We start from the raw sequence: 22,139 nt of genomic DNA on the forward strand, positions 1-22,139 counted from the left end.
AGCCACGATCCAAGAGGGGAACAGCCCTGGTACCACCCTGAAACGCCCCTCCGGGGACAATGACGGGGTGCAACCAGAACGCCGCCTGGCCTTTACCGGATTCGACCACGACGACGGGTCGGCCGATCCCGCCCTGAGCCAGGCGCTGCAGGCGGGGAACCAGGGCGCGATCCTGGCCGCGCTGACCAAGGCCCGGCTGCTGGTGCCGGTGGTGGCGATGCTGGGCGAGGTCGAGTACGACGAACGCGGGCTGGCGCACGACAAGACCTCCGACATGGCCGTGGCGTTGCTGCAGGGCCAGGACGGCCGGAACGCGCTGCTCGCGTTCACAAGCACGGAGAGCCTGGCCCGGTGGAGTCCGGAGGCGCGGCCGATGCCCGCCCAGTCACAGTTGGTAGCCACCGCCGCGATCCAGGAAGGCGCCGCCGCCATCGTCCTCGACGTGGCCGGGCCGGCGCCCGCAGTACTGGAGACGGACGACGTACGGCGCCTGGCCGCCGGCCTGCAGGTGGTTCGCCTGGAGGACGGCGACTACGCCTGGGTCTCAACCGAGGAGTGACCCGACCGCGTCCAGGTCTTGATCGATCGAGGCTAGGGCAGTGCGATCCGGACCGGGCCTTGCTCGCGGGCGGCGACCCACTCGAGGTGGAACGAGCTGCCGGGGGCGATCTCCGCGCGGCGGTGTGGTTCGGTGCGGAGGTTCAGCGGCGCGGTGAGCGTGGTGGCGGGCTGTGTCTGGACGCCGTTCGCGCGGACCTCGGCGATCACGTCGGCCAGCGCCTGCGCCGCGGGCTTGCGCTGGTGGTCGACGGTGAACAACCCGAGGTCGTACTCCCGGTCCGGGAAGTCGAGCAACCGCCGGTCGATGTCGTGCGACGACCACCAGGTGACACCCCAGAGCGCGGGGTTGTGCACGACCAACTCGACCGTACGGCGGACGAACTCGGCCTGCAGGTCCAGCGGGATGTCAGGACCCGGTACGCCGATCTCCTGCAGCCAGACGGGTCGCGACGGGTCCAGCGAGGTGGCTGCCGCCAGCTCGACCAGGTAGTCCGCATGCGTGAGCGTGGCCGGGCCGAGCGGGCCGTCCACTCGTGAGACCCCGTTGAACACCCACGAGTGGACAGTGCTCAGCTCGCCCAGATCGACCACGTCCACCGGGTGGAACGGGTGGTCCGGCTTGTACCAGGCGTCGTCGAACACCGAGTGCAGCGCGAGCACCTCGGGTGCCGCCTTCTTCACCGCGACGAGCAGGTCCTGGGCCCAGCTGGTCGAGCTCGCGGGGGTCGTCGAGCTGTCCGGCCACAGGTTGTTCACCTCGTTCCCGAGGGTGATCGCGAAGACGTTCGGCCGACTGGCGACCGCGCCCGCCACCGCCTCGACGTACGCCGTCAGTCCGTCGCGGACGAGGTCGCTCTCGAACAGGCTGCCGCGGTGCCAGGTGAGCACCCACGACGGCAGGAAGTCGAAGCTCGACAGGTGTCCCTGGATCAGGTCCACCGCGACGGCCAGGCCGTTCTCGGCCGCCGCGTCGATCAGGTCGAGCAGGTCCTCGATCGCGCGCTCGCGGATGATCGCCCGGTTCGGCTGGATCCAGGGCCAGATCGGGAACACCCGGACGTGGTCGAGGCCGAGCCCGGCCAGGTCCGCCAGGTCGCGGCGGGTGGCGGCGGGGTCGTAGTCGAGCCAGCTGTAGAACCAGCCCTGGGACGGGACGTAGTTCGCACCGAACCGGGGCGTGGCGGGATCCGAGAGCATGACAGGGATGCTAAATCGGTTTAGCGAATTATGCCAGCCGGGGTCAGTGGGTCGCCGGGGGAGCGGTGGACTCGCGAACCGTCAGCACCGGGTCGGCGGTGCGCAGGTTGATCACCTTGGCCGGGTCCGCGACCACCTCGAGCAGCACCTCGGCCGCCTGCCGGCCGAACTCGAAGGTGTCCCGGGACAGCGCGGTCAGGGCCGGGTGCATCAACTGGGTCAGGATCGAGTCGTCGAAGGCCACGATCGACAGGTCGCCCGGCACCGAGACGCCCATCTCCATCGCGACGCCCAGTCCGGCCACCGCCATCACGTCGCTGTCGTAGACGATCGCGGTCGGGCGGTCGGCCTGGGAGAGCAGTTTGCGGGTGGTCGCGGCGCCCTCGGCGTCGCTGAAGTCGGTCGTCAGCGAGGGGGCGTCGACCAGGCCCAGCCGGGGCGCGGCGTCCCGGACGGCACGGATCCGCCGCTGGGTGTGCTGGAAGTTCGGCGTCCCGGCGACGTGCGCGATCCGGCGATGACCGAGCGCGGCCAGGTAGTCCACGATCGACAGCATCGCGTCCCGGTCATCGGCCCAGACGGACGCGAGCGCGCCCTTGCCGCCCCGGCCGCCGATCACCACCGCGGGGAGTTCCAGTTCCCGCAGCGCGTCGATCCGCGGGTCCTTCACGGTCAGGTCGACCAGGATCACGCCGTCCACGCGGTGCTCCGAGGCCCACCGCCGGTACACCTCGATCTCGGCCGCGGTGTTCTCGACGATGAGCAGTTGCAGCGAGATCGAGCGCGCCGACAGGCCCGACTGCAGCCCGGACAGCAGGTGCGCGAAGAACGGCTCGACCCCCAGGGTGCGGGCCGGACGGGCGATCACGAGACCGACCGAGTCGACCCGGGAGGCACCCAACGCCCGGGCCGCACTGTGCGGCCGCCAACTCATCTGCTCGGCGATCTGCAGAATCCTCGCCCGGGTCGCGTCGCTGACGCCCGGACGCCCGTTCAGCGCGAACGACACGGCGCCCTTGGAGACGCCGGCCCGGTCCGCGATGTCGGCGATGGTCGGTCGAGCCATCAGCCCCTCCTGCCCTCGGTCCACCCTTGACAGCGGATTCTACGATGTGGATAGTGCAGGAGCTATACCGGTTTATCACTTCAGGAGAATCTCATGCGTAGTCGTCGTTCGATACCGGTGGCAGCTCTTGCCGTCGCGGCCCTCACTCTCGCCGGTTGCGGGCTCGGTTCCGGCGAGGACACGTCGGCCGGCAGTCAGCCGACCGTCGATGCGAACGCCAAGGTGACCGGCGAGGTCAGTTTCCAGACCTGGGCGCTCAAGCCGAAGTTCACCTCCTACGTCGAAGGCGTGATCAAGGCCTTCGAGACGAAGTACCCCGGCACCAAGGTGACCTGGCTGGACCAGCCCGGTGACGGCTACGACAAGAAGGTGCTGAGCCAGGCGTCGGCCGGCCAGTTGCCCGACGTGACCAACCTGCCGCCGGAGTTCGCGCTGCCGCTGGCCAAGCAGAGCCTGCTGCTCGACGTCGCCGCCGCCGACCCGGCCGTGACGACGGACTACGTCGAGGGCGGGCTGACGGCGTACCAGTACCAGGGGCTGACCGGCACCTTCGGCTACCCGTGGTACCTGAACACCGACATCGACTACTGGAACTCCACCAAGTTCGCCGCGGTCGGCCTGGACGCGAAGAACCCGCCGAAGACCTTCGACGAACTGCTCGCCGCCGCCAAGATCATGCACGACAAGTCCGGCGGCAAGGAGTACCTGATGAGCCGGCTGCCCGGCATCGGCGACTTCACCAACGCGGGCGTCAAGATCGTCTCCGACGACGGCAAGAAGTTCACCTTCAACACCCCCGAGGCCGTCGCCCTGCTGGACAAGTACCGCGCCGCCTACCAGGCCGGCTACCTGCCGCGCGACATCCTGACCCAGGAGTACCTGGGCAACTCCAAGCTCTTCACCCAGGGCAAGGTGGCCTGGACCACCGGCGGCGGCAACGCGATCGTCGACTTCCAGAAGGACAACCCGTCGCTGAAGGGCAAGGTCGTCCCGTCCCCGGCGCTCGACACCCCGCCGCTGTACGTGCAGGGACTCTCGGTCTCGTCGAAGAGCAAGAACCAGGCGGCCGCGATCGCGCTGGCCCGGTTCGTCACCAACGCCGAGAACCAGGCCGCGTTCGCCAAGATCGTCAACATCTTCCCCTCCACCAAGGCGTCGGCGAACGACCCGTACTTCTCCAAGAGCGACGGCACCCCGGAAAGTGACGCGAAGGTGCTCGCCTTCGAGTCGCTGGCCAAGGCCAAGTCGCTGCAGCCGGCCGTGATCAGCGGCGCGACGAACGACTTCATCAACCAGCAGATCTCGCTGGCGATCGCCGGCAAGGTCAGCTCGCAGCAGGCCCTCGACGCCGCCGTCGCCAAGGCCGACCAGTTGCTCGCCCAGTAGATCGATGCGCTACCACCGGTGGTTCTCTCCCTGGGTGCTGGTCGTCCCGGCACTCGCCTGGTTGCTGGTGTTCAACCTGTGGCCGTCGATCAACACCGTCATCTTGTCGTTCACCAACGCCAAGCCGATCGGCGGCGGGACCTTCGTCGGGCTGAAGAACTTCGAGGCCCTGCTGCACGACGAGCAGTTGCGCTACGCGCTGCTGAACAGCGTCATCTACATGATCGTCTGCCTGCCGTTCCTGACGATCGTGCCGTTGGGGCTGGCGGTCCTGGTCGAGAAGAAGCTGCCCGGGATCACCTTCTTCCGGACGGCCTTCTACACCCCGGTGGTGGCGTCGGCGGTCGTCGTCGCGCTGATCTGGCAGTGGATCCTGGACGATCGGGGCCTGGTCAACGGCATGGCCGAGAAGCTGGGCGTGATCTCCGGGCCGCTGCCGTTCCTCAGCGACCAGTGGCTGCTGCTGTTCAGCGCGATCAGCCTGACCATCTGGAAGGGGCTCGGCTACTACATGATCATCTACCTGGCCGCCCTCGGGAACGTCGGCCGGGAGCTGCACGAGGCCGCGGCCGTCGACGGTGCGAGCGCGTTCCGGCGGTTCACCAACATCACCATTCCCGGCGTCCGCGGCACGATGATCCTGATCGCCATCCTGATCTCGGTGTCGGCCCTGCGGGTCTTCTCCGAACTCTTCATCCTCAGCGGCGGCAACGGCGGCCCGGGCGGCCGGGACAGCTCCGTGGTGATGCTGATCCAGCAGTACAGCCAGGGCTTCGAGGGCAACCTCGGCTACGCCTCCGCACTGTCGATCGTGCTGTTCTTCGTCACCGTGGTCCCGATGCTCGCCCTGGCACGTTTGAACAAGAAGGCGGCTGACGCATGACGGTGTTGAATTGCCGCGCCTCCGGCACGGCGTGGTCATGGGGCTGGAACTCCCGGCCTTCCCTCGTCGCTCCGCTCCTCAGTCCAGGCCGGGAGGCCCCATGACCGTGGTCACCGAGCCCGCGCGGCCGGTCGCAGTGCCGGATGAGACTGGTGCTGCGAACGGGCGGCGCCGCCGGCGTAAGGGTGGGACCTTCGGGTTCAACACCGTCTCCCCGCGGGAGAAGGTGGTCCGGTACGTGCTGCTCGTGTTCGTGCTGCTGATCACGATCGGACCGTTCCTGTGGCAGTTGTCCACGTCGCTGAAGGGATCCGGCGAGGACATCTACACCCGGATCCCGCGGTTGCTGCCGGCCCAGCCGACGCTGTCGCACTACGCCGCGGTGGCCGACACCATCCCGGTCTGGGACTACATGCGCAACTCGCTGCAGGTCGCCGTACTGGTTGTCGGGGGCAACATCGTCGGCTCGTCGCTGGCCGGGTTCGCGCTGTCGCGCCTGCAGTTCAAGGGCCGCAAGCTCGTGCTCGGGTTGTTCCTGGCGACGCTGGTGCTGCCCGGCGAGGTGACGATCATCTCGCAGTACGTCACGGTCCGGGAGTTCGGGCTGGCGAACACGCTGTTCGGGGTCGCGCTGCCGGGCATGATCGGGGCGCTGAACGTGCTGCTGATGTACAACGCGTTCCGCTCGCTGCCGGTCGAGGTGGACCAGGCGGCGATCGTGGACGGCGCGAACGTCTGGCAGCGGTTCGTCTACATCGGCCTGCCGTCGGTGCGCGGGACCATCAGCGTGGTGGCGATCTTCGCCTTCATCGGCGCCTGGGACGACTTCCTCTGGCCGCTGATCGTGCTGACCGATCCCGACAAGTACACGCTGACCGTCGGCCTGCAATACCTGTCCGGCACCTTCAGCAACAACCCCCGGCTGATCGCCGCGGGAACGATGATCGCGTTCATCCCGATCGTGATCGTGTTCGCGACCCTGCAGCGCTTCTTCTTCAAGGGCGTGGAGGAGGGCGCCGTCAAGGGTTAACGCACTTGTTCGACCATCCCCACCGCCCCTAGCGACCTCCACCGGGCTCCGCACGCCATCTCCGGTGTCCAGGCGGGCGCCTCGCGGCGTTGGAGCAAAGGGCACGATGGACAAACATCGAACCCTTCACTCCGCCTTGCGATGCACCCACCTGGACACCGGAGCTGACGCACGGAGCCCGGCGCAGGTCACTAGCAGTTTGGTTCGAAGGAGTTACTCGATGTTCCGAAAGACACTGGCCGCTGCGACGGCGGCCGTCTTCGCTGGCACGCTGCTCACCGCTCCCGCCCACGCTGCCCCGACCGCGGACAGCAAGCGGGTGGTCGTCTACTACCAGACGCAGTACCTGAACGGCGTGTACGTCTCGCCGAGGGCGCCGACCGACAACACCACCGGCGTCACTGACGTCCTGGTCGGCGCGATCCACCTCAACGGCGACGGCACCACCCACCTGAACGACCACCCGCCGTCGGATCCGCGGTTCACCCAGATGTGGGCGGACCTGCACGCCATGCAGGCTCAGGGCGTCCACGTGTCGGCGTTCGTCGGCGGTGCCGCGCAGGGGTCGTTCCAGCGGCTCGACACCGAGTTCGAGACGTACTACCCGCGGCTGAAGAACATCGTCACGACGTACGGGCTGGACGGGCTGGACCTGGATGTCGAAGAGAACATGTCGCAGGCCGGCATCAACCGGCTGATCGATCAGTTGACCACCGACTTCGGCACCGACTTCATCATCACGCTGGCGCCGGTCGCGACCGCCTTGAGCGGCGGCGGCAACCTGTCCGGCTTCAACTACGAGACCCTCGAGCGGGACCGCGGCGCGAAGATCGACTGGTACAACGCGCAGTTCTACTGCGGCTGGGGCTCGATGGCGAACACCACCGGCTACGACAACATCATCAACCGCGGGGTCTTCCCGCCCGCCAAGGTCGTCGCCGGCGTGGTCACGAACTCCGCCAACTGCGGCGGGTACGTGGCGCTGCCGACCCTGAAGAACACGCTGGCCGCGCTCGTCGCCAAGTACCCGACCTTCGGTGGCGTCGACGGCTGGGAGTACTTCAACTCCGACCCGGGCGGCACCTCCGCGCCGTGGCAGTGGGCGCGCGAGATGACGTCGGCGATGTCGGGTGGTTCCGGCGGCCCGGTCAACCTCGCCCTGAACAAAGCGGCGACCGGCTCTGCTGCCTGCGCTTCCTCCGAGGGGCCGGCGAAGGCGGTCAACGGCAGCGTCTCAGGCGGCAACGCCGACAAGTTCTGCACGCTCGCCTCGTCCAAGTGGCTGCAGGTCGACCTCGGTACCTCGCAGGCTCTCGGCTCCGTGGAGATCTCGCACGCGTCGGCCGGTGGCGAGTCGGCGTCCTTCAACACTCGCGCCTTCACCGTCCAGACCTCCACCAACGGCTCGTCCTGGACCACCCGGGCCACCGTCACCAGCAACACCGCGGCCGTGACCACGCACTCAGTCGCCGGCGTGACAGCGCGGTACGTGCGTCTCACCATCACCGCCCCCACCCAAGGCTCCGACCCAGCCGCCCGAATCTACGACCTGAAGATCTTCGCCTAGTTCCCACCCCTCCCGCGCACGCCTCTCCGCCCACCCCTCCCTTCCCACGCCTTCCTTCCCTCTCCTTTCTCTTTCCTTCCCTTCCGACGAGCGGCCCGGTCCATCGACCGGGCCGCTCGTTCGTCTTTCCTCCAAGCCATTGACGCAACCAGCCGGTTGCCATACGGTTGCAACCGTTGGGTTGCTACTAACGGAGGATGTCATGGGTATTCCCGCCGTCGCCATCGACACCACCTCGCCGCCGCGGTTCAGCGCGCGGCAACGCGTGGTGCTGCTGGTCCTGCTCGGTGCCGGCTTCATGCTGGCGGTCGATTTCTCGATCCTGAACGTCGCTCTTCCCGAGGTGGGGTCGGGAGTCGCGATGAAACCGGCCGAACTGCCCTGGATCACCTCCGCCTACGCGTTGCCGGCGGCCGGGTTCACCCTGCTGTTCGGCCGGCTGGCGGATCTGTTCGGACGCCGCCGGCTGCTGCTGTGCGGCATGGTCCTGCTGGCCGGCGCGTCGCTGTTCGGCGGCTTCGCGACCAACGCCGAGATGCTGCTGGCCGCCCGCGCCCTGCAGGGTTTCGCCACCGCGATGACGCTGCCGGCGGCGATGTCGCTGATCACGACCACCTTTCCCGAGGGGGCGTTGCGGGCGCGGGTGCTCGGGCTCAACGGGGCGCTGCTGTCCGGCGGGTTCACCGTCGGCGCGCTGGTCGGCGGCACGCTGATCAGCACGCTCGGCTGGCGGTCCGCGTTCTTCATCAACGTCCCGGTCGCGGCCGTCATCCTGCTGGTGGCTCCGGTCGTGATCGGCGAGAGCAGGCCGGCCAAGCGGGTGAAGCTGGATCTGCCCGGAGCGATCACCGTGACCGGCGGCCTGCTGGCGGTGATCTATGCGGTGATCGAGCGGAGCCTGCCGGCGGCCGTCGCCGGTGTGGTGCTGCTGGTCGCGTTCTGGTTGATCGAACTGCGGTCGCCGGCGCCACTCGCGCCGGTGCGCATCCTCTCGCGGCCGTCGGTGAGGTGGGGGAACTACGCCGGGTTCGTCATCTTCGTGATGGAGCCCGCGATGATCTTCCTGATGACGCTGTACCTGCAGCAGGTGCTGAACTACTCGGCGTTCGCGACCGGCCTGATCTTCGGCATCCCAGGCCTGGCGTCGGTCGTCGCCGGCGTGGCGGCAGGGCGGTTCATCGGACGGTTCGGCGGCCGGAACGTGCTGGCGGTGAGCATGACGGTGCAGGGCCTGGCGACGCTGCCCCTGGTGTTCCTCGGCGCCGACCGGTCGGCGCTGGCAGTGCTGGTGCCCGCCTTGTTCATCGGGTTCTTCGGGCACGTGGCCGCCATCGTCGCGTACACGGTCGTCGCGACCTCGGGACTGCCGAACGAGGAGCAGGGCCTGGCCACCGGCCTGACCTCGATGACGCAGCAGGTCGCCATCACGGTCGGCATCCCGATCCTGAGTGCGATCGCCGCGACGCAGACCGCACAGTTGACCGGCATCCACTTCGCGCTGAGTGTGAACGTCGCGCTGACGCTGGCCAGCGCCGTACTGATCTGGTTCCGCCTGAGGAGCACCTCGAAGGCTGATCGTTCGACGCTGGTCTAAGGGATGGCGAAGTCTCCGGGCTCGTGGCATCGTCGCGAGACGACTGTCCGCGAGCCCGGAGGTGTTCGACCGTGCCTCGATCAGCGAAGGCCGGGCACCACGGTGACGGTGAACGGGGCGGTCGGGGTCGGGTTGCCGATCTGGCTGTTGACCCAGAGGAGCCGGCCGGCGGGGTCCCGGGCGATCGTCGTCGGGGTCTGTTCCCGCGGCACCGACTCCGACTGCCGTACGACGTGGGCCGTGGTCAGGTCGGAGCTCAGGATCGCCAGGTTCACCGCGGTCGGCGGCTTCCCGGTCTCGTCGGCGGGCAGGTCGATCACGCCGTAGAGCCTGTTGCCCTCCAGCAGCAGGCCGTCGGACGAACCCAACTGTCCGTTGCTCACAGTCACCTCGGTGGAAGTGCGGTCGCGCAGGTTCACCCGGAAGACATGCTCGTCGCCCGGCTCGCCACTGCCGGTGCCGTTGTCCGACACCAAAGCGGTCCGGCCGTCCGGCGTGGCCACGATGCCGTTCAGGAATCCGGGCCGGATGGGGAAGTCGGTCGGGGTCAGCCATGGTTCCAGCTCACCGATGTGGTCACCCGCGAGCGGGGCACGCCAGAGGATGCCGGTCCCGGAGTCGGTGACATAGACGGCGTCGTCGGTGATGACGAGATCGTTCAGCAGGGCGCCGGGGTCGGAGGCGAAGCGCTTGGCCACGAGCGAGCCGTCGGTCCGGTAGACGAAGAGCGCCCGGGTGTCGAACCCGGCGATGAACAGCCGGCCGCGGTTGTCCGGGTGGATCCCGGTGGCCCGGGTGCGGCCGTCGGAGCCCGCCGGGAGGAACGGCTTGAGCGTGCGCCGGTCGGTCGTTCCGCGGTACACGGCGCCGGTGCCGTAGCTGGTCACGTACATGGTGCCGGTGCGGGTGATCGCGATGCCTTCCGGCTTCACCCCCGGTTCCTGCGAGACGATGTAGGTGGCCGGAAGTCCTCCGTGCGCGGAGGCGGCCTGCTGGGGAGCGATCGCGACGAACAGGAAGGCCGCGGTGGTCGCGGCGATGATTTTCTTCATGCAGGCAGGCTCGGCGGCGGTCCCGGCGCGGTCCACGCCCTTCGGTCCTGCCTAAAAGGTGGTTACGGCCCATGCTGACGGTGCACTTGAACGCGATCGACCTCAGCCGCACGGTGGTGCGCTCGAGGCCCGCGGTGATGCAGGAGTTGGCGGCGGCCGGTCGCCGGGTGACACAGGCGGACGCACCGACTTACCTGGCCGGCTGGAACGCCCGAACCAGGGCTGCACTGCGGCCGATCATGCGTCCGTACCTCGACTTGTGCCGCGTGCCCCGCTGGGTGCCGGACTTCCTCACGCCCGCCGGCTGGAGCAGTGACTTCGACGCGGCAGTCATCGACGAGGTGGTGAACACTCCGGCGGCCCTGATGCGCGAGGAACTGCAGCCGATGATCGAGGCAGGCCGGCTGCCCGCTCGGGTCGGCGCCTTGGCGGCGGGTGACCAGAGCGCCCGGCGACAGCTCCGGGCCGCCATCGTGGCCTTCCACGATGTTGCCGTCGCGCCGTACTGGACCGAGATCACGACGGCCGTGCACGCCGACCGGGCTGCCCGTGGCACCACCATGGTCGAGCACGGGATCGACCGGGTGCTGCACACGCTCAGCTCGCACTTGCGGTGGAATGCGTCGAAGCTGTCGTACGAGTGCCCGGGCGGCGCGGATGTGGAGTTGGCCCCCGCCGGTCACGGTGTGATTTTGGTGCCGTCCTACCTGGGCATCGTGCCGAGCTTCGCCGACGTCGGCGGAGGTCCGGTCGCGGTCTGCTACCCGATTGAGCGAAGGCCGCCCGATCTCGCCGGCCGCAAACCCCTCGCCGACCTGCTCGGCCGCACCCGCGCCACCGTCCTGACCGCGGTGGCCGGCGGTCGCAGTACGACGGAAGTGGCCCACGAGGTCGGCATCTCAGCAGGCTCAGCCAGCCAACACACCTCCGTACTACGCTCCGCCGGCCTCATCACCACCCACCGAACCGGCCCAGCCGTCCGCCACTCCCTCACCCCGCTAGGCCTCTCCCTGCTGGAGGCCGGGTCCTCCTGAGGGTTCAGCGGCGGCGGGCTGCTGTGGGGTGGACCTCGCCGGTGTACTTCTCGCCGGGGCCGGTGCCGGGCTCGTCCGGGATGGTGGAGGCTTCCTTGAAGGCGAGTTGCAGGGAGCGGAGGGCGTCGCGCAGGGGAGCGGCGTGGTGGTGGCCGAGGCTCTGGGCTGAAGCGTCGAGCAGGCCGGCCAGTGCGTCGATCAGGGAGCGGGCCTCGTCGAGGTCGCGGTGCTCGGGCAGGTCCTCGGCCAGGCCGAGGTGGACGGCGGCCGCGCTCATCAGGTGCAGGGCGGCGGTCGAGATGATCTCCACGCTCGGCACCTCGGCGATGTCGCGCGACACGGTGGAGAGCGGGTCCGCACGCGGCCCGTCGGCACCGGCCGGGAGGTCGGCGGGAGTGGGGTCTGGCAGCGGAGTGGAGACTGGGTCGCTCATGCTGTTACTCTTGCATGGCGACCGACCCGGTCCAACGGTGACCCCTGAGCGGAATAGTCGAGGGAAGCCGGTGGTTCAGGTCTAAGCGGAGGGCCACCTCCCACCCAGTCGACGAAGAGTCGGCGGGTCCCGGTCAACGTCGAGGTACCGGCTCCGGCCGGATCACCACGGCGATCGTACGGCGTACTTCCCCGTCGGGGTTGGACGGCCGTCGATCTGGGAATTGGGCCTTCGTGTGGACGCACGAGGGCCTTTCGTCATTTCTGTGGGACCACAGAACCGGGCGGAATTCCCCCGGGCGGCACGAGGTGGCACCAGTACACGGACAACCCCAGGAGGACCCATCACCATTGAACTGCGCGTCAACGAGCGCATCCGCGTTCCTGAGGTGCGCCTGGTCGGCCCGAACGGTGAGCAGGTAGGCATCGTCCGGATCGAGGACGCACTTCGGTTGGCACAGGAAGCCGATCTCGACCTGGTCGAGGTCGCGGCCACGGCCCGTCCGCCGGTCTGCAAGCTGATGGATTTCGGCAAGTACAAGTACGAGACCGCGCAGAAGGCGCGGGAGTCTCGCCGGAACCAGACCAACACGGTCATCAAAGAGATGAAGCTGCGGCCGAAGATCGACCCGCACGACTACGAGACCAAAAAGGGTCACGTGGTGCGGTTCCTGCGCGGCGGCGACAAGGTCAAGATCACCATCATGTTCCGTGGCCGCGAGCAGTCCCGGCCCGAGCTCGGGTTCCGGTTGCTGCAGCGGCTGGCCGAGGACGTCAGCGAACTCGGCTTCGTCGAGTCCTCGCCGCGTCAGGACGGCCGGAACATGATCATGGTGCTCGGACCGCACAAGAAGAAGTCCGAGGCGCGCGTGGACGTGGAAGCCGAGAAGGCCAAGAAACTCGCCGAGCACGAGGCCGAGCAGGAGGCCGAGCGCCAGGAGCGTGCCGAGCAGTTGAAGCAGCACGAGGCCGAGCAGGCCGCCGGCGCGACGAAGAAGCCGAAGGGTCCGGCAGACAACCTCGATCCGGAGTGACGTGTCGCTCCGGCCGCCGGGTCCTCGGTAGCCCTCACAGGGCAAGCCGGAGCAGTCACCAGATCGAGTCAACGAAGAAAACCAGGAGCACATAGCCATGCCGAAGATGAAGACCCACTCGGGGATGAAGAAGCGCGTCCGGATCACCGGCTCGGGCAAGCTGCGCCGCGAGCAGACCGGCAAGCGTCACCTCGCCGAGGCCAAGTCGACCAGGCGCAAGCGTCGCCTGTCCGGCACGGTCGAGGTCGCGGAGTCGCACGTCAAGAAGGCCAAGAAGCTGCTCGGCATCTGAGCCTGCTTTCCCACCCCCCGAACACCCCGCCGGGTGGACCACCTTCTCGGCGCAGAAATACAAGGAGTAACACCTCATGGCACGCGTGAAGCGGGCAGTCAACGCCCACAAGAAGCGCCGCGTCGTCCTCGAGCAGGCCAGCGGTTACCGCGGCCAGCGCTCGCGGCTGTACCGCAAGGCCAAGGAGCAGGTCACCCACTCGCTCGTCTACGCCTACCGGGACCGCAAGGCGCGCAAGGGCGACTTCCGCAAGCTGTGGATCCAGCGGATCAACGCCGCGGCCCGCGCCGAAGGCCTGACCTACAACCGCCTCATCCAGGGTCTTCGCCTGGCCGAGGTCGAGGTCGACCGCAAGATCCTCGCCGATCTGGCCGTCAACGACGCTCCGGCGTTCTCGGCCCTGGTGGCGCTGGCGAAGGCGGCCCTGCCGGCCGACCTGAACGCCAAGAGCGACGCCGCGGCCTGAGCCGCGACGTTCTCCGATAGCACTCCGTTAGCCTCACAGTGGCGAGCCCAGGTCTGCTGACCGCGCAATCCGTGCGGATCAAGCAGGCCCGGAGGCTCGCCACTCGTGCGTTCCGGCGCAAGTCCGGCCGCTTCCTGGTCGAGGGCCCACAGGCCGTCCGGGAGGCGCTCGAGCACCGCGAACTGGTGGTCGAGGTCTACGCCGAGCCCCACGTCGCCACCCGGCACCGGGACCTGCGGGACCTGGCCCAGATCGCCGACGTCCCGTGGTTCGACGTGAACCGCGCGGCCGTCGAGGCGCTCAGTGAGACGGTCACCTCGCAAGGGGTGGTCGCCGTCTGCCAGTTGGTCGACGTACCGCTGGAAGACGCCGTACTGCGAACCGCCCGCCTGGTGGCCGTCGGCGTCCAGGTGCGCGATCCCGGCAACGTCGGCACCCTCATCCGTACTGCGGACGCGGCCGGCGCCGACGCGGTCGTCCTGTCGGCCGAGTCGGTGGATCCCCATAATCCCAAGGCGGTCCGGGCCAGCGTGGGCAGCCTGTTCCACCTGCCGATCACCCTCGACGCCGATGTGGTCACCGCGGCCAATGCCTGGCGAGAGCAGGGTCTGCAGGTGCTCGCCGCCGACGGGTACGGCAGCAGCGACCTGGACGAGTGCGTCGACGACGGCACCCTCGCGAAGCCGACCGTCTGGCTGTTCGGCAACGAGGCGCACGGACTGCCCGACGGCTTCGACGCGATCGTCGACCGCTCGGTGAAGGTCCCGATCTACGGCCGCGCCGAGTCCCTCAACCTCGCCACCGCCGCGGCTGTCTGCCTCTACGCCTCGGCCCGGGCGCAGCGCAGTACGGGCTGATCAGGTTCTGAGGCGGGCCTCGATGCCGTCGAGGAGACTGTCGAGGCCGAAGGCGAAGTACTCGTTCTGTAGTTGGGCCGCGTCCAGTGCGGACCGCCGGCGCAGGGACTCCTGCATCTCGGGGTGGTCGTCGACTGTCGCCTTGGCCTGTTCCATCACGTCGCCGGTCCACTCCTCGACCGTGCGGCCCGACTTTTTGACCGCGCTGTGCATGGCGACCTCGGCGCTGGCCTGGCCGAGAACGTAGGCCATCACGCTGCCCATCGCGTAGTCGAGGTCACGTGAGGTGAAGCCCGCGGCTCCGAAGAGCGCGAGCCCGCGCGAGCCGAGGGAGACGGCTTTCGGGCCGATGCTCGGCCGGGTGTAGATGACCTCGGGCAGCCACGGATGCCGCAGTACGGTGGCGCGGAGGCTGTGCGCGAACAGCAACGTCCCGGCCCGCCAGCCGGCCAGTTCGGCCTCCGGCACGTCGACCTCGCCGTAGATCTCGTCGATGACCAGATCGATCAGGTCGTCCTTGGTCTGGACGTACCAGTACAGGCTCGTCGCGCCGGACGCCAACTTGGTGGCCAGTTTCCGCATGCTCAGCCCGGCCAGGCCCTCCTGATCCAGGAGTTCGATCGCGGCCTTGACGATCTGCTCCCGGCTGAGCGTGTCCCGTGCCGGCGCGGACGCCCGCGACCGGGTCCAGATCGAATCCACCATGAGGCCCATTCTAGGCTGACTAGAACACTGTGCGAGTTTCTCGTACAGTGTGCGAATGACTAGTACAGCGTTCGAGTCCTCCACCGTGGGGCATCCGCGCCGGTGGTGGATCCTGCTCATCCTCTGCCTGAGCCTGCTGGTGCTCGTGGTCGACAACACCGTGCTCAACCTGGCCATCCCGTCGCTGATGCGCGACCTGTCCGCGACGCCCGCCGACGTGCAATGGATCATCGACGCGTACATCCTGGTGTTCGCCGGCCTGCTGCTGACGGCGGGAAGTTTGTCCGACCGGTTCGGCCGGCGGCGGATGCTGGTGATCGGCCTGGTGCTGTTCGGCGCGGCGTCGCTGCTGGCCACGCTGGCCACCAACCCCTGGCAACTGATCACCTGCCGGGCGCTGATGGGGATCGGCGGCTCGCTGCTGATGCCGAGCACGCTCTCACTGCTGTTCACCGTCTTCCCGCCCGAGGAGCAGCGCAAGGCGATGGCCGGCTGGTCGGCCGTCGCGATGGTCGGCGTGGTGGCCGGGCCGACGGTCGGCGGCGTACTGCTCGACCACTTCTGGTGGGGCTCGATCTTCCTGCTGAACGTGCCGATCGCGGTCCTGGCGATCGTGGGTGCGGTGCTGCTGATCCCCGAGTCCAAGGGACCGGCCCGGACCATCGACCCCGTCGGCGCGGTCCTCTCGATCGTCGGTATGACGGCCGTCGTCTGGGCGATCATCTCCATCCCGGCCGACGGGCTCGGCTCCGCCAAGGTGCTCGGTGGCCTGGTGATCGGGGTGGGGGCCTTGGTGGGCTTCGCGCTCTGGGAGCGGCGCAGTGCCCACCCGATGCTGCCCCTCGCGCTGTTCCGGGACCGCAACTTCAGCGGCACCAGTTTCTCCATCGTGCTGCTGTCGTTCACGGCCGGCGGACTGTTGCTCGCGCTGACGCAGTACCTGCAGTTCGTGCTGAACTACAGCCCGCTGAAGGCAGGGCTCGCACTGGTTCCGTACGCCTTCTCGGCGATGGTGTTCAACGGTCTTGGTGCCACGCTGGGCAAGAAACTCGCCGACCGCACGCTGATCGTGGTCGGCCTTGTGGTCATCGCCGCGGGATTCGGCATCTTGACGCAGGTCAGCGAGTCGTCCGGGTATGGACTGCTGATCGCGGGACTTCTGGTGATGGGGGTCGGCGGCGGCCTGGCCGGTCCAGCGGCGTACACGCTTCTCATGCAGGCGGTCCCTGCCGAGCATCGTGGCGTCGGCTCGGCGATGAACGACACTGTGCAGCAGACCGGAGCCGCCTTGTCGGTGGCGGTCCTCGGCAGCGTCCTTGCGGCGGCGTACTCCGCGGCCCTCCCGGCCTCGGTCCCGGACGCAGCCCGGGACTCGATCGCCGACACCCTCGCTCTGGGTCCACAGTTCGTGGCCGCGGCCCGGGAGGCCTTCACCGAAGCGATGTCGATAGCGATGACAGCAGGCTTGGTCGGCGCCTTCGCCGGTGCGGTCGTCGCCCTGGTGGTCCTGCCACGCCGCCAAGCGCAGGTGAAAGGTGTCGACGACGTGGAGCGGATGATGTCTCAGGTAGAGCCGTAGCTGGCATAGGTGGGTATGGGGAGGATTGCACCCCTGGATTGAGGTGAAATCCTCCCCGAACTCGCCGAGGGGAGTGGGGAGGGGGACAGGTGGGGCGCCGGTGAGGTGGTTGGGGGCGGGGGATCCGGACGGCCGATTCACGGTCCGGGGCCGCGGGTTCCTAGACTGCCTTGAGCAGTTTCAGAAATCAGCGACCCCGGGAAGAGAGCCATGTCCGGTCCCAACAAGAACTACGACCCCGTCGAGGTGACACCCCTGCACGCCGACGAGGTCGAACGGACGCGAGACCAGGCTCTCGACGCCTTCGCGACGGCGGCCGACCTGGCCGCGTTGCAGCAGGCCAAGGTCGCGCACCTCGGCGAGCGGTCGCCGATCGCGCTGGCGAACCGGGAGATCGGCGCGCTGCCGCCGCAGGGACGCAAGGAGGCCGGCCAGCGGATCGGTTCCGCCCGCAAGGCGATCAACGAGGCGTTCGCCGGCCGGTTGGCGGTGCTGGAGGCCGAGCACGAGGAGCGGATGCTCGCCACCGAGCGCGTCGACGTGACGCTGCCCTGGCACACTCCCGAGCTCGGTGCCCGGCACCCGCTGTCGCTGATCTCCGAGCAGGTCGCGGACGTCTTCACCGCGCTCGGCTGGGACGTCGCCGAAGGCCCCGAGGTTGAGGCCGAGTGGCTGAACTTCGACGCGCTCAACTTCCAGCCGGACCACCCGGCCCGGCAGATGCAGGACACCTTCTTCGTCGACCCGCCCGGCTCGGGGACCGTACTGCGTACTCACACCTCGCCGGTGCAGGCCCGCTCGATGCTCACCCGCAAGCCGCCGATCTACGTGATCTGCCCGGGCCGCGTGTTCCGCACCGACGAGTTGGACGCGACGCACACACCGGTCTTCTACCAGGTCGAGGGCCTGGTCGTGGACGAGGGAATCACGCTCGCGCACCTGAAGGGCACGCTCGACCACTTCGTCGTGTCCATGTTCGGCGAAGGGCTGGAGGCGCGGCTGCGGCCGAACTTCTTCCCGTTCACCGAGCCGTCCGCCGAGGTCGACCTGAAGTGCTTCGTCTGCCGGGGCGCGTCGGTCGGCAACCCGGACCGGCCCTGCCGCACCTGTGGCAGCGAGGGCTGGATCGAGTGGGGCGGCTGCGGTGTCGTCAACCCGCGAGTCCTGCAGGCCTGCGGCATCGACACCGACCGGTACTCCGGGTTCGCGTTCGGGATGGGGCTGGAGCGGACGCTGATGTTCCGTAACGGCGTCGAGGACATGCGGGACATGGTCGAGGGTGACGTGCGGTTCAGCCGCCAGTTCGGGATGGAGATCTGATGCGGGTCCCACTGTCATGGCTTCGTGAGTACGTCGAACTGCCGGCCGGCGTGACCGGCCGCGAGGTTGGCGAGAAACTGGTCCGCGCCGGGCTCGAGGTGGAAACCGTCCACGAGGCCGGCGCCGGCCTGACCGGGCCGCTGGTGGTCGGCAGGGTGCTCAGCTTCGACCCCGAGCCGCAGAAGAACGGCAAGACGATCCGCTGGACCTCGCTCGACATCGGCAACGACGAGCCGCAGTGGGTCGTGTGCGGTGCGGACAACTACGAGGTCGGCGACCTGGTCGTCGTCGTGCTGCCGGGTGCGGTGCTGCCCGGCGGTTTCGCCATCTCCGCACGCAAGACCTACGGCCACGTCTCCAACGGGATGATCTGCTCGAGCTCCGAGCTGGGTCTCGGCGACGACGGCACGCACGGGATCGTCGTGCTGCAGCCGGGCGAGGCCGAGCCGGGCGACGACGCGATCGAGCTGCTCGGTCTGCGCGACGACGTGCTGGACATCGCGGTCACGCCGGACCGCGGGTACTGCCTGTCGATCCGTGGTGTGGCCCGCGAGACAGCCACGGCGTACGGGGTGGAGCTCGAGGACCCGGCGGCGCTGACTCTCACGGGCAGCGGCTCGGGTGGGTATCCGGTGCGGGTCGAGGACGCCGACGGCTGCAGCGTGTTCGTCACCCGGACGGTGACCGGGGTCGACCCGAAGGCGCCGTCGCCGCGGTGGTTGCAGCAGCGGCTGGTGATGGCGGGGATGCGGCCGATCTCGATCGGTGTCGACGTGACCAACTACGTGATGCTCGAGCTCGGCCAGCCGATCCACGGGTATGACAAGGCGCGGCTGTCGGGCGAGATCGTGGTCCGGCGGGCGACCGCCGGCGAGAAGCTGATGACGCTGGACGACCAGACCCGCGAGCTGGACGCCGAGGACCTGCTGATCACCGACGACTCCGGCCCGATCGGCATCGCCGGCGTGATGGGTGGCGCGTCCACCGAGATCTCCGACTCCACCACCGACGTGGTGATCGAGGCGGCGCACTTCCACCCGGTCGTGATCGCCCGGGCCTCGCGTCGGCACAAGCTCTCCTCGGAGGCGTCCCGCCGCTTCGAGCGCGAGGTCGACCCGCGGCTGCCGCGGTACGCCGCCCAGCGCGTCGCCGACCTTCTCGCCGAGCTGGCCGGCGGCACCATCGAGGCGGAGGAGACCGTCGTCGACACGCATTCCGCGCCGGCGCCGGTGACGATCCGGGCGGATCACCCCGCGCGGGTCGCGGGTGCGTCGATCTCGACGGAGGACAGCGTCCGGCACCTGCGGGCCGTCGGCTGCAATGTTGCCCAAGGCAACGACGCCGCTACCGGTGACGGCGAGTTGCTGAGGCTGACGCCGCCGTCGTGGCGGCCGGATCTTCGGGATCCGAACGACTTCGCCGAAGAGGTCATTCGGCTGTTCGGCTACGACAACGTGCCGTCGGTTCTGCCGTCCGCGCCGGGTGGGCAGGGGCTGACGGTCGCGCAGAAGCGCCGCCGGCGGATCGCGACCGCGCTGGTCGGCGCCGGGCTGACCGAGGTGGTGTCGTACCCGTTCGTGGGTGACGCCGACTTCGACGCGATGGGGCTGCCGGCCGACGACAGCCGCCGGACCACGGTCAAGCTGGCCAACCCGCTGTCGGACGAAGAGCCCTCGATGCAGACGACGCTGCTGCCGACCCTGCTCCGTACCGCGGAGCGCAACGTCGGCCGCGGCGCCACCGACCTGGCGATCTTCCAGACCAGCTTGGTCTTCCTGCCGCGCTCGGACGCCAAGCCCGCGCCGCTGCCGTCCGTCGCGCAGCGCCCGAGCGATGACGAGATCCAGGCGCTCAACAACGCGTTGCCGGACCAGCCGCTCCACGTCGGCGTCGTGCTGACCGGTTCCCGGACCCCCACCGGCTGGTGGGGCAAGGGCCAGCCGGCGGGCTGGTCGGACGCAGTACAGGTTGCTCGGACTGTTGCTGCCGCGGTCGGCGTCGAGCCGGTATTGCGGAACGTCGAGCTCGCGCCGTGGCATCCCGGCCGGTGCGCCGAGGTGTCGGTCGGCGGCAAGGTCATCGGTCATGCCGGTGAGCTGCACCCGAAGGTGTGCCAGGCGTTCGGCCTGCCCACGCGGTCGAGTGCGGTCGAGCTGAACCTGGACGCGTTGATGGCGGCCGGTCCGAGTTCGGTCACCGCGCAGCCGTTCTCGTCGTACCCGGTGGCCAAGGAGGACGTGGCGCTGATCGTCGCGGCCGACGTATCGGCGGCCGAGGTCGAGGCCGCGCTGGTCGAGGGCGCGGGCGAGTTGCTGGAGTCGATCCGGTTGTTCGACCTCTACACCGGCGAGCAGATCGGCGAGGGCAAGAAGTCGCTCGCGTTCGCGCTGCGGTTCCGGGCGTCGGACCGGACCCTGACCGAGACCGAGGTCGCGGCCGCCCGCCAGGCCGCCGTCCAGGTCACCGTCGACCGCTTCGGCGCGGTCCAGCGCGTCGGCTGAGCTCGAGATGACGACCCCGCGGGTTGCGGTTTCGGCGCCTAACCTGGTGGCGGCCCAGGCTGGGGTCCGGCTTGCCGCGGAGGGCGGCAACGCGGTCGACGCCGCGATCGCCGCCACCCTCGTCACGATGGTGAACGAGATCGGCGTCGTCTCGCCGGCCTCGGGTGGGTTCGTCACCCTGCAGGTCAAGGGTGGCGAGGCCGTCACCATCGACGGGTGGGTGGAGATGCCCGGCCGCGGCCTGCCGGAGCACAAGTTCGGCCAGGGTGTCTGGGACGTCACGACCGAGTACGGCGGTGGGACGAGGACCACCATCGGGCACGGCTCGGTCGCCACCCCGGGCGGTATGAAGGCGCTCGACCTGGCTCATCAGCGCTCCGGCAAGGCGCCTTGGAGTGAAGTGGTCCAGCCGGCGATCGAGGTCGCCCGGCAGGGGTTCACGCTGAGCCGGACCTCGGGGTACTACCTCGACTACACCCACGACATCATCTTCGGCTGGCACAAGCCGAGCCACGGCGTCGTCCACGACGACGAAGGCGTGGTGATCAAGGCCGGGACGACCGTGGTCATCCCCGAGCTCGCGGAAGCGCTCGAGCTGATCGCCGCCGCCGGGGCCGAGACGCTCTACACGGGCGAACTGGCCGAACTGCTCGTCCGCGACATGGCCGACAACGACGGCATCCTGACCGCGGCGGACCTGGCGGCGTACGAGGCGATCGTGCGGCCGGCCTTGATCGTCCGGCAGAACGGCTGGCATCTGGCCACCAACCCGCCGCCGGCCGTCGGGGGAGTCGCCGTCGCCGCCATGCTCGCGCTGCTCGATGGAGTCCCCCGCCAGGGAAGCTGGAATCCGGCCGAGCTCGAGCGGCTGATCGAAGTACAGCACGCTGTTCTCGGCCGTCGGCTGGCTGAGCTGGACGAGGAGGACGTGCGCCGGCTCGAAGGGCAGAAGCTGCTCGACCTCGCGGCGGGCGGCGATCCGCGCGCCCTCGGTTCGCCCAGTACCGCGACGGTCTCCGTGGTCGACGACGAAGGCGACGCCTGCGCGATCACGGTCTCGTCCGGCTACGGCTCCGGGGTGATGACGCCCGGCACCGGGATCTGGCTGAACAACGCGCTCGGCGAGCAGGAACTCGTGCACGCCGGTCCGCACAGCCTCGCGCCGGGCACCCGGCTGACCTCGAACATGGCGCCCAGCGTGGCCCGGCGCGACAGCGACGGCGCGGTGCTGGCGATCAGCTCACCCGGTTCCGACCGGATCCCGACCGCGATCGCGCAGGTCTACGCGCTCTACACGCACGGCGGGTTGTCGCTCGAAGAGGCGATCGAGCACCCGCGGCTGCACGTCCGGGTCCGCGAGAACGTGGTCGTCGACTATGAGGACGATCTGGCCGTCTCGGGGTACGCGAGCAACCTGCCGTCCCGGCCGATGCCACCCCATTCGATGTACTTCGGTGGGGTCGCCGCCGCCTTCTGGGATCCGGCCGAAGGGCTGCTCGCCGTAGGCGACCCGCGACGCACCGGAGCCATCGCGGTGTCACCGCCCTCCTGACGAACTGCTACTTTCACACCGGCCACACCAC

The 22,139-nt window shown here is 69.0% G+C and carries 20 protein-coding genes; 15 read left to right on the forward strand and 5 right to left on the reverse strand.

Annotation, left to right across the window (positions count from 1 at the left end; translation table 11 throughout):
* Window positions 1-67: 67 nt before the first annotated feature.
* Complete coding sequence (locus ABD255_RS22370; RefSeq protein WP_344216977.1) at window positions 68-559, forward strand: SseB family protein; 492 nt, start codon at window positions 68-70, stop codon at window positions 557-559.
* A 32-nt stretch (window positions 560-591) separates the two neighbouring features.
* On the opposite strand, the gene ABD255_RS22375 is transcribed toward ABD255_RS22370, so the two are convergent.
* Together ABD255_RS22375 and ABD255_RS22380 are read right to left on the reverse strand one after the other, a co-directional pair.
* Complete coding sequence (locus ABD255_RS22375) at window positions 592-1,758, reverse strand: glycoside hydrolase 5 family protein (protein WP_344216979.1); 1,167 nt, start codon at window positions 1,756-1,758, stop codon at window positions 592-594.
* 43 nt (window positions 1,759-1,801) lie between these two features.
* Window positions 1,802-2,824, reverse strand: coding sequence for a LacI family DNA-binding transcriptional regulator (locus ABD255_RS22380; RefSeq protein ID WP_344216981.1), 1,023 nt, complete (start codon window positions 2,822-2,824; stop codon window positions 1,802-1,804).
* Between the two features lie 93 nt (window positions 2,825-2,917).
* Here ABD255_RS22380 and ABD255_RS22385 point away from each other — a divergent pair, with 93 nt between their 5' ends.
* From ABD255_RS22385 to ABD255_RS22405, 5 genes are all read left to right on the forward strand, one after another.
* A complete protein-coding gene (locus ABD255_RS22385) occupies window positions 2,918-4,210 on the forward strand; it encodes an ABC transporter substrate-binding protein (RefSeq protein ID WP_344216984.1) in 1,293 nt (430 codons plus the stop codon).
* 4 nt (window positions 4,211-4,214) lie between these two features.
* Window positions 4,215-5,093, forward strand: a complete 879-nt coding sequence (locus tag ABD255_RS22390; protein ID WP_344216985.1) for a carbohydrate ABC transporter permease — start codon at window positions 4,215-4,217, stop codon at window positions 5,091-5,093.
* A gap of 100 nt (window positions 5,094-5,193) precedes the next feature.
* Complete coding sequence (locus ABD255_RS22395; RefSeq protein WP_344216987.1) at window positions 5,194-6,123, forward strand: carbohydrate ABC transporter permease; 930 nt, start codon at window positions 5,194-5,196, stop codon at window positions 6,121-6,123.
* Window positions 6,124-6,343: 220 nt separating this feature from the next.
* Window positions 6,344-7,690, forward strand: coding sequence for a galactose-binding domain-containing protein (locus tag ABD255_RS22400; protein ID WP_344216989.1), 1,347 nt, complete (start codon window positions 6,344-6,346; stop codon window positions 7,688-7,690).
* Between the two features lie 202 nt (window positions 7,691-7,892).
* Window positions 7,893-9,284 carry an MFS transporter gene (locus ABD255_RS22405; RefSeq protein WP_344216991.1) on the forward strand — a complete coding sequence of 464 codons (1,392 nt, stop codon included), beginning with the start codon at window positions 7,893-7,895 and terminating at the stop codon, window positions 9,282-9,284.
* Between the two features lie 80 nt (window positions 9,285-9,364).
* Here ABD255_RS22405 and ABD255_RS22410 read toward each other — a convergent pair whose 3' ends face one another.
* Window positions 9,365-10,336 carry an SMP-30/gluconolactonase/LRE family protein gene (locus ABD255_RS22410; protein ID WP_344216993.1) on the reverse strand — a complete coding sequence of 324 codons (972 nt, stop codon included), beginning with the start codon at window positions 10,334-10,336 and terminating at the stop codon, window positions 9,365-9,367.
* A gap of 71 nt (window positions 10,337-10,407) precedes the next feature.
* Here ABD255_RS22410 and ABD255_RS22415 point away from each other — a divergent pair, with 71 nt between their 5' ends.
* Window positions 10,408-11,370, forward strand: a complete 963-nt coding sequence (locus tag ABD255_RS22415; protein WP_344216995.1) for an ArsR/SmtB family transcription factor — start codon at window positions 10,408-10,410, stop codon at window positions 11,368-11,370.
* 4 nt (window positions 11,371-11,374) lie between these two features.
* Here ABD255_RS22415 and ABD255_RS22420 read toward each other — a convergent pair whose 3' ends face one another.
* Entirely contained in the window at window positions 11,375-11,803 is a 429-nt protein-coding gene (locus ABD255_RS22420; protein ID WP_344216997.1) for a DUF1844 domain-containing protein, read from the reverse strand.
* A 388-nt stretch (window positions 11,804-12,191) separates the two neighbouring features.
* On the opposite strand from ABD255_RS22420, the gene infC reads away from it, so the two are divergent.
* The 4 genes from infC to ABD255_RS22440 all read left to right on the forward strand — a co-directional run bounded on the left by infC (window position 12,192) and on the right by ABD255_RS22440 (window position 14,451).
* The gene (gene infC, locus ABD255_RS22425) at window positions 12,192-12,836 is read left to right on the forward strand and encodes a translation initiation factor IF-3 (RefSeq protein WP_425554503.1); all 645 of its coding nucleotides are present in this window, start codon (window positions 12,192-12,194) and stop codon (window positions 12,834-12,836) included.
* Window positions 12,837-12,933: 97 nt separating this feature from the next.
* Window positions 12,934-13,128, forward strand: coding sequence for a 50S ribosomal protein L35 (gene rpmI / locus ABD255_RS22430; protein WP_344216999.1), 195 nt, complete (start codon window positions 12,934-12,936; stop codon window positions 13,126-13,128).
* A gap of 76 nt (window positions 13,129-13,204) precedes the next feature.
* A complete protein-coding gene (gene rplT, locus ABD255_RS22435; RefSeq protein WP_132196459.1) occupies window positions 13,205-13,594 on the forward strand; it encodes a 50S ribosomal protein L20 in 390 nt (129 codons plus the stop codon).
* A gap of 38 nt (window positions 13,595-13,632) precedes the next feature.
* Complete coding sequence (locus ABD255_RS22440) at window positions 13,633-14,451, forward strand: TrmH family RNA methyltransferase (RefSeq protein ID WP_344217004.1); 819 nt, start codon at window positions 13,633-13,635, stop codon at window positions 14,449-14,451.
* On the opposite strand, the gene ABD255_RS22445 is transcribed toward ABD255_RS22440, so the two are convergent.
* The gene (locus tag ABD255_RS22445) at window positions 14,452-15,156 is read right to left on the reverse strand and encodes a TetR/AcrR family transcriptional regulator C-terminal domain-containing protein (RefSeq protein WP_344217006.1); all 705 of its coding nucleotides are present in this window, start codon (window positions 15,154-15,156) and stop codon (window positions 14,452-14,454) included.
* Between the two features lie 55 nt (window positions 15,157-15,211).
* Between ABD255_RS22445 and ABD255_RS22450 the strand changes: the two genes are divergently transcribed.
* From ABD255_RS22450 to ABD255_RS22465, 4 genes are all read left to right on the forward strand, one after another.
* Window positions 15,212-16,735 carry an MFS transporter gene (locus ABD255_RS22450; protein WP_344217008.1) on the forward strand — a complete coding sequence of 508 codons (1,524 nt, stop codon included), beginning with the start codon at window positions 15,212-15,214 and terminating at the stop codon, window positions 16,733-16,735.
* Between the two features lie 210 nt (window positions 16,736-16,945).
* Window positions 16,946-18,055, forward strand: coding sequence for a phenylalanine--tRNA ligase subunit alpha (gene pheS, locus ABD255_RS22455; protein WP_344217010.1), 1,110 nt, complete (start codon window positions 16,946-16,948; stop codon window positions 18,053-18,055).
* A complete protein-coding gene (pheT, locus tag ABD255_RS22460) occupies window positions 18,055-20,556 on the forward strand; it encodes a phenylalanine--tRNA ligase subunit beta (RefSeq protein WP_344217012.1) in 2,502 nt (833 codons plus the stop codon). The genes pheS and pheT overlap by 1 nt, the downstream gene beginning before the upstream one ends.
* Window positions 20,557-20,563: 7 nt before the next feature.
* Complete coding sequence (locus ABD255_RS22465; RefSeq protein WP_344217015.1) at window positions 20,564-22,108, forward strand: gamma-glutamyltransferase; 1,545 nt, start codon at window positions 20,564-20,566, stop codon at window positions 22,106-22,108.
* Window positions 22,109-22,139: the final 31 nt, after the last annotated feature.

This window comes from Kribbella sancticallisti (assembly GCF_039530625.1).
GTDB lineage: Bacteria > Actinomycetota > Actinomycetes > Propionibacteriales > Kribbellaceae > Kribbella > Kribbella sancticallisti.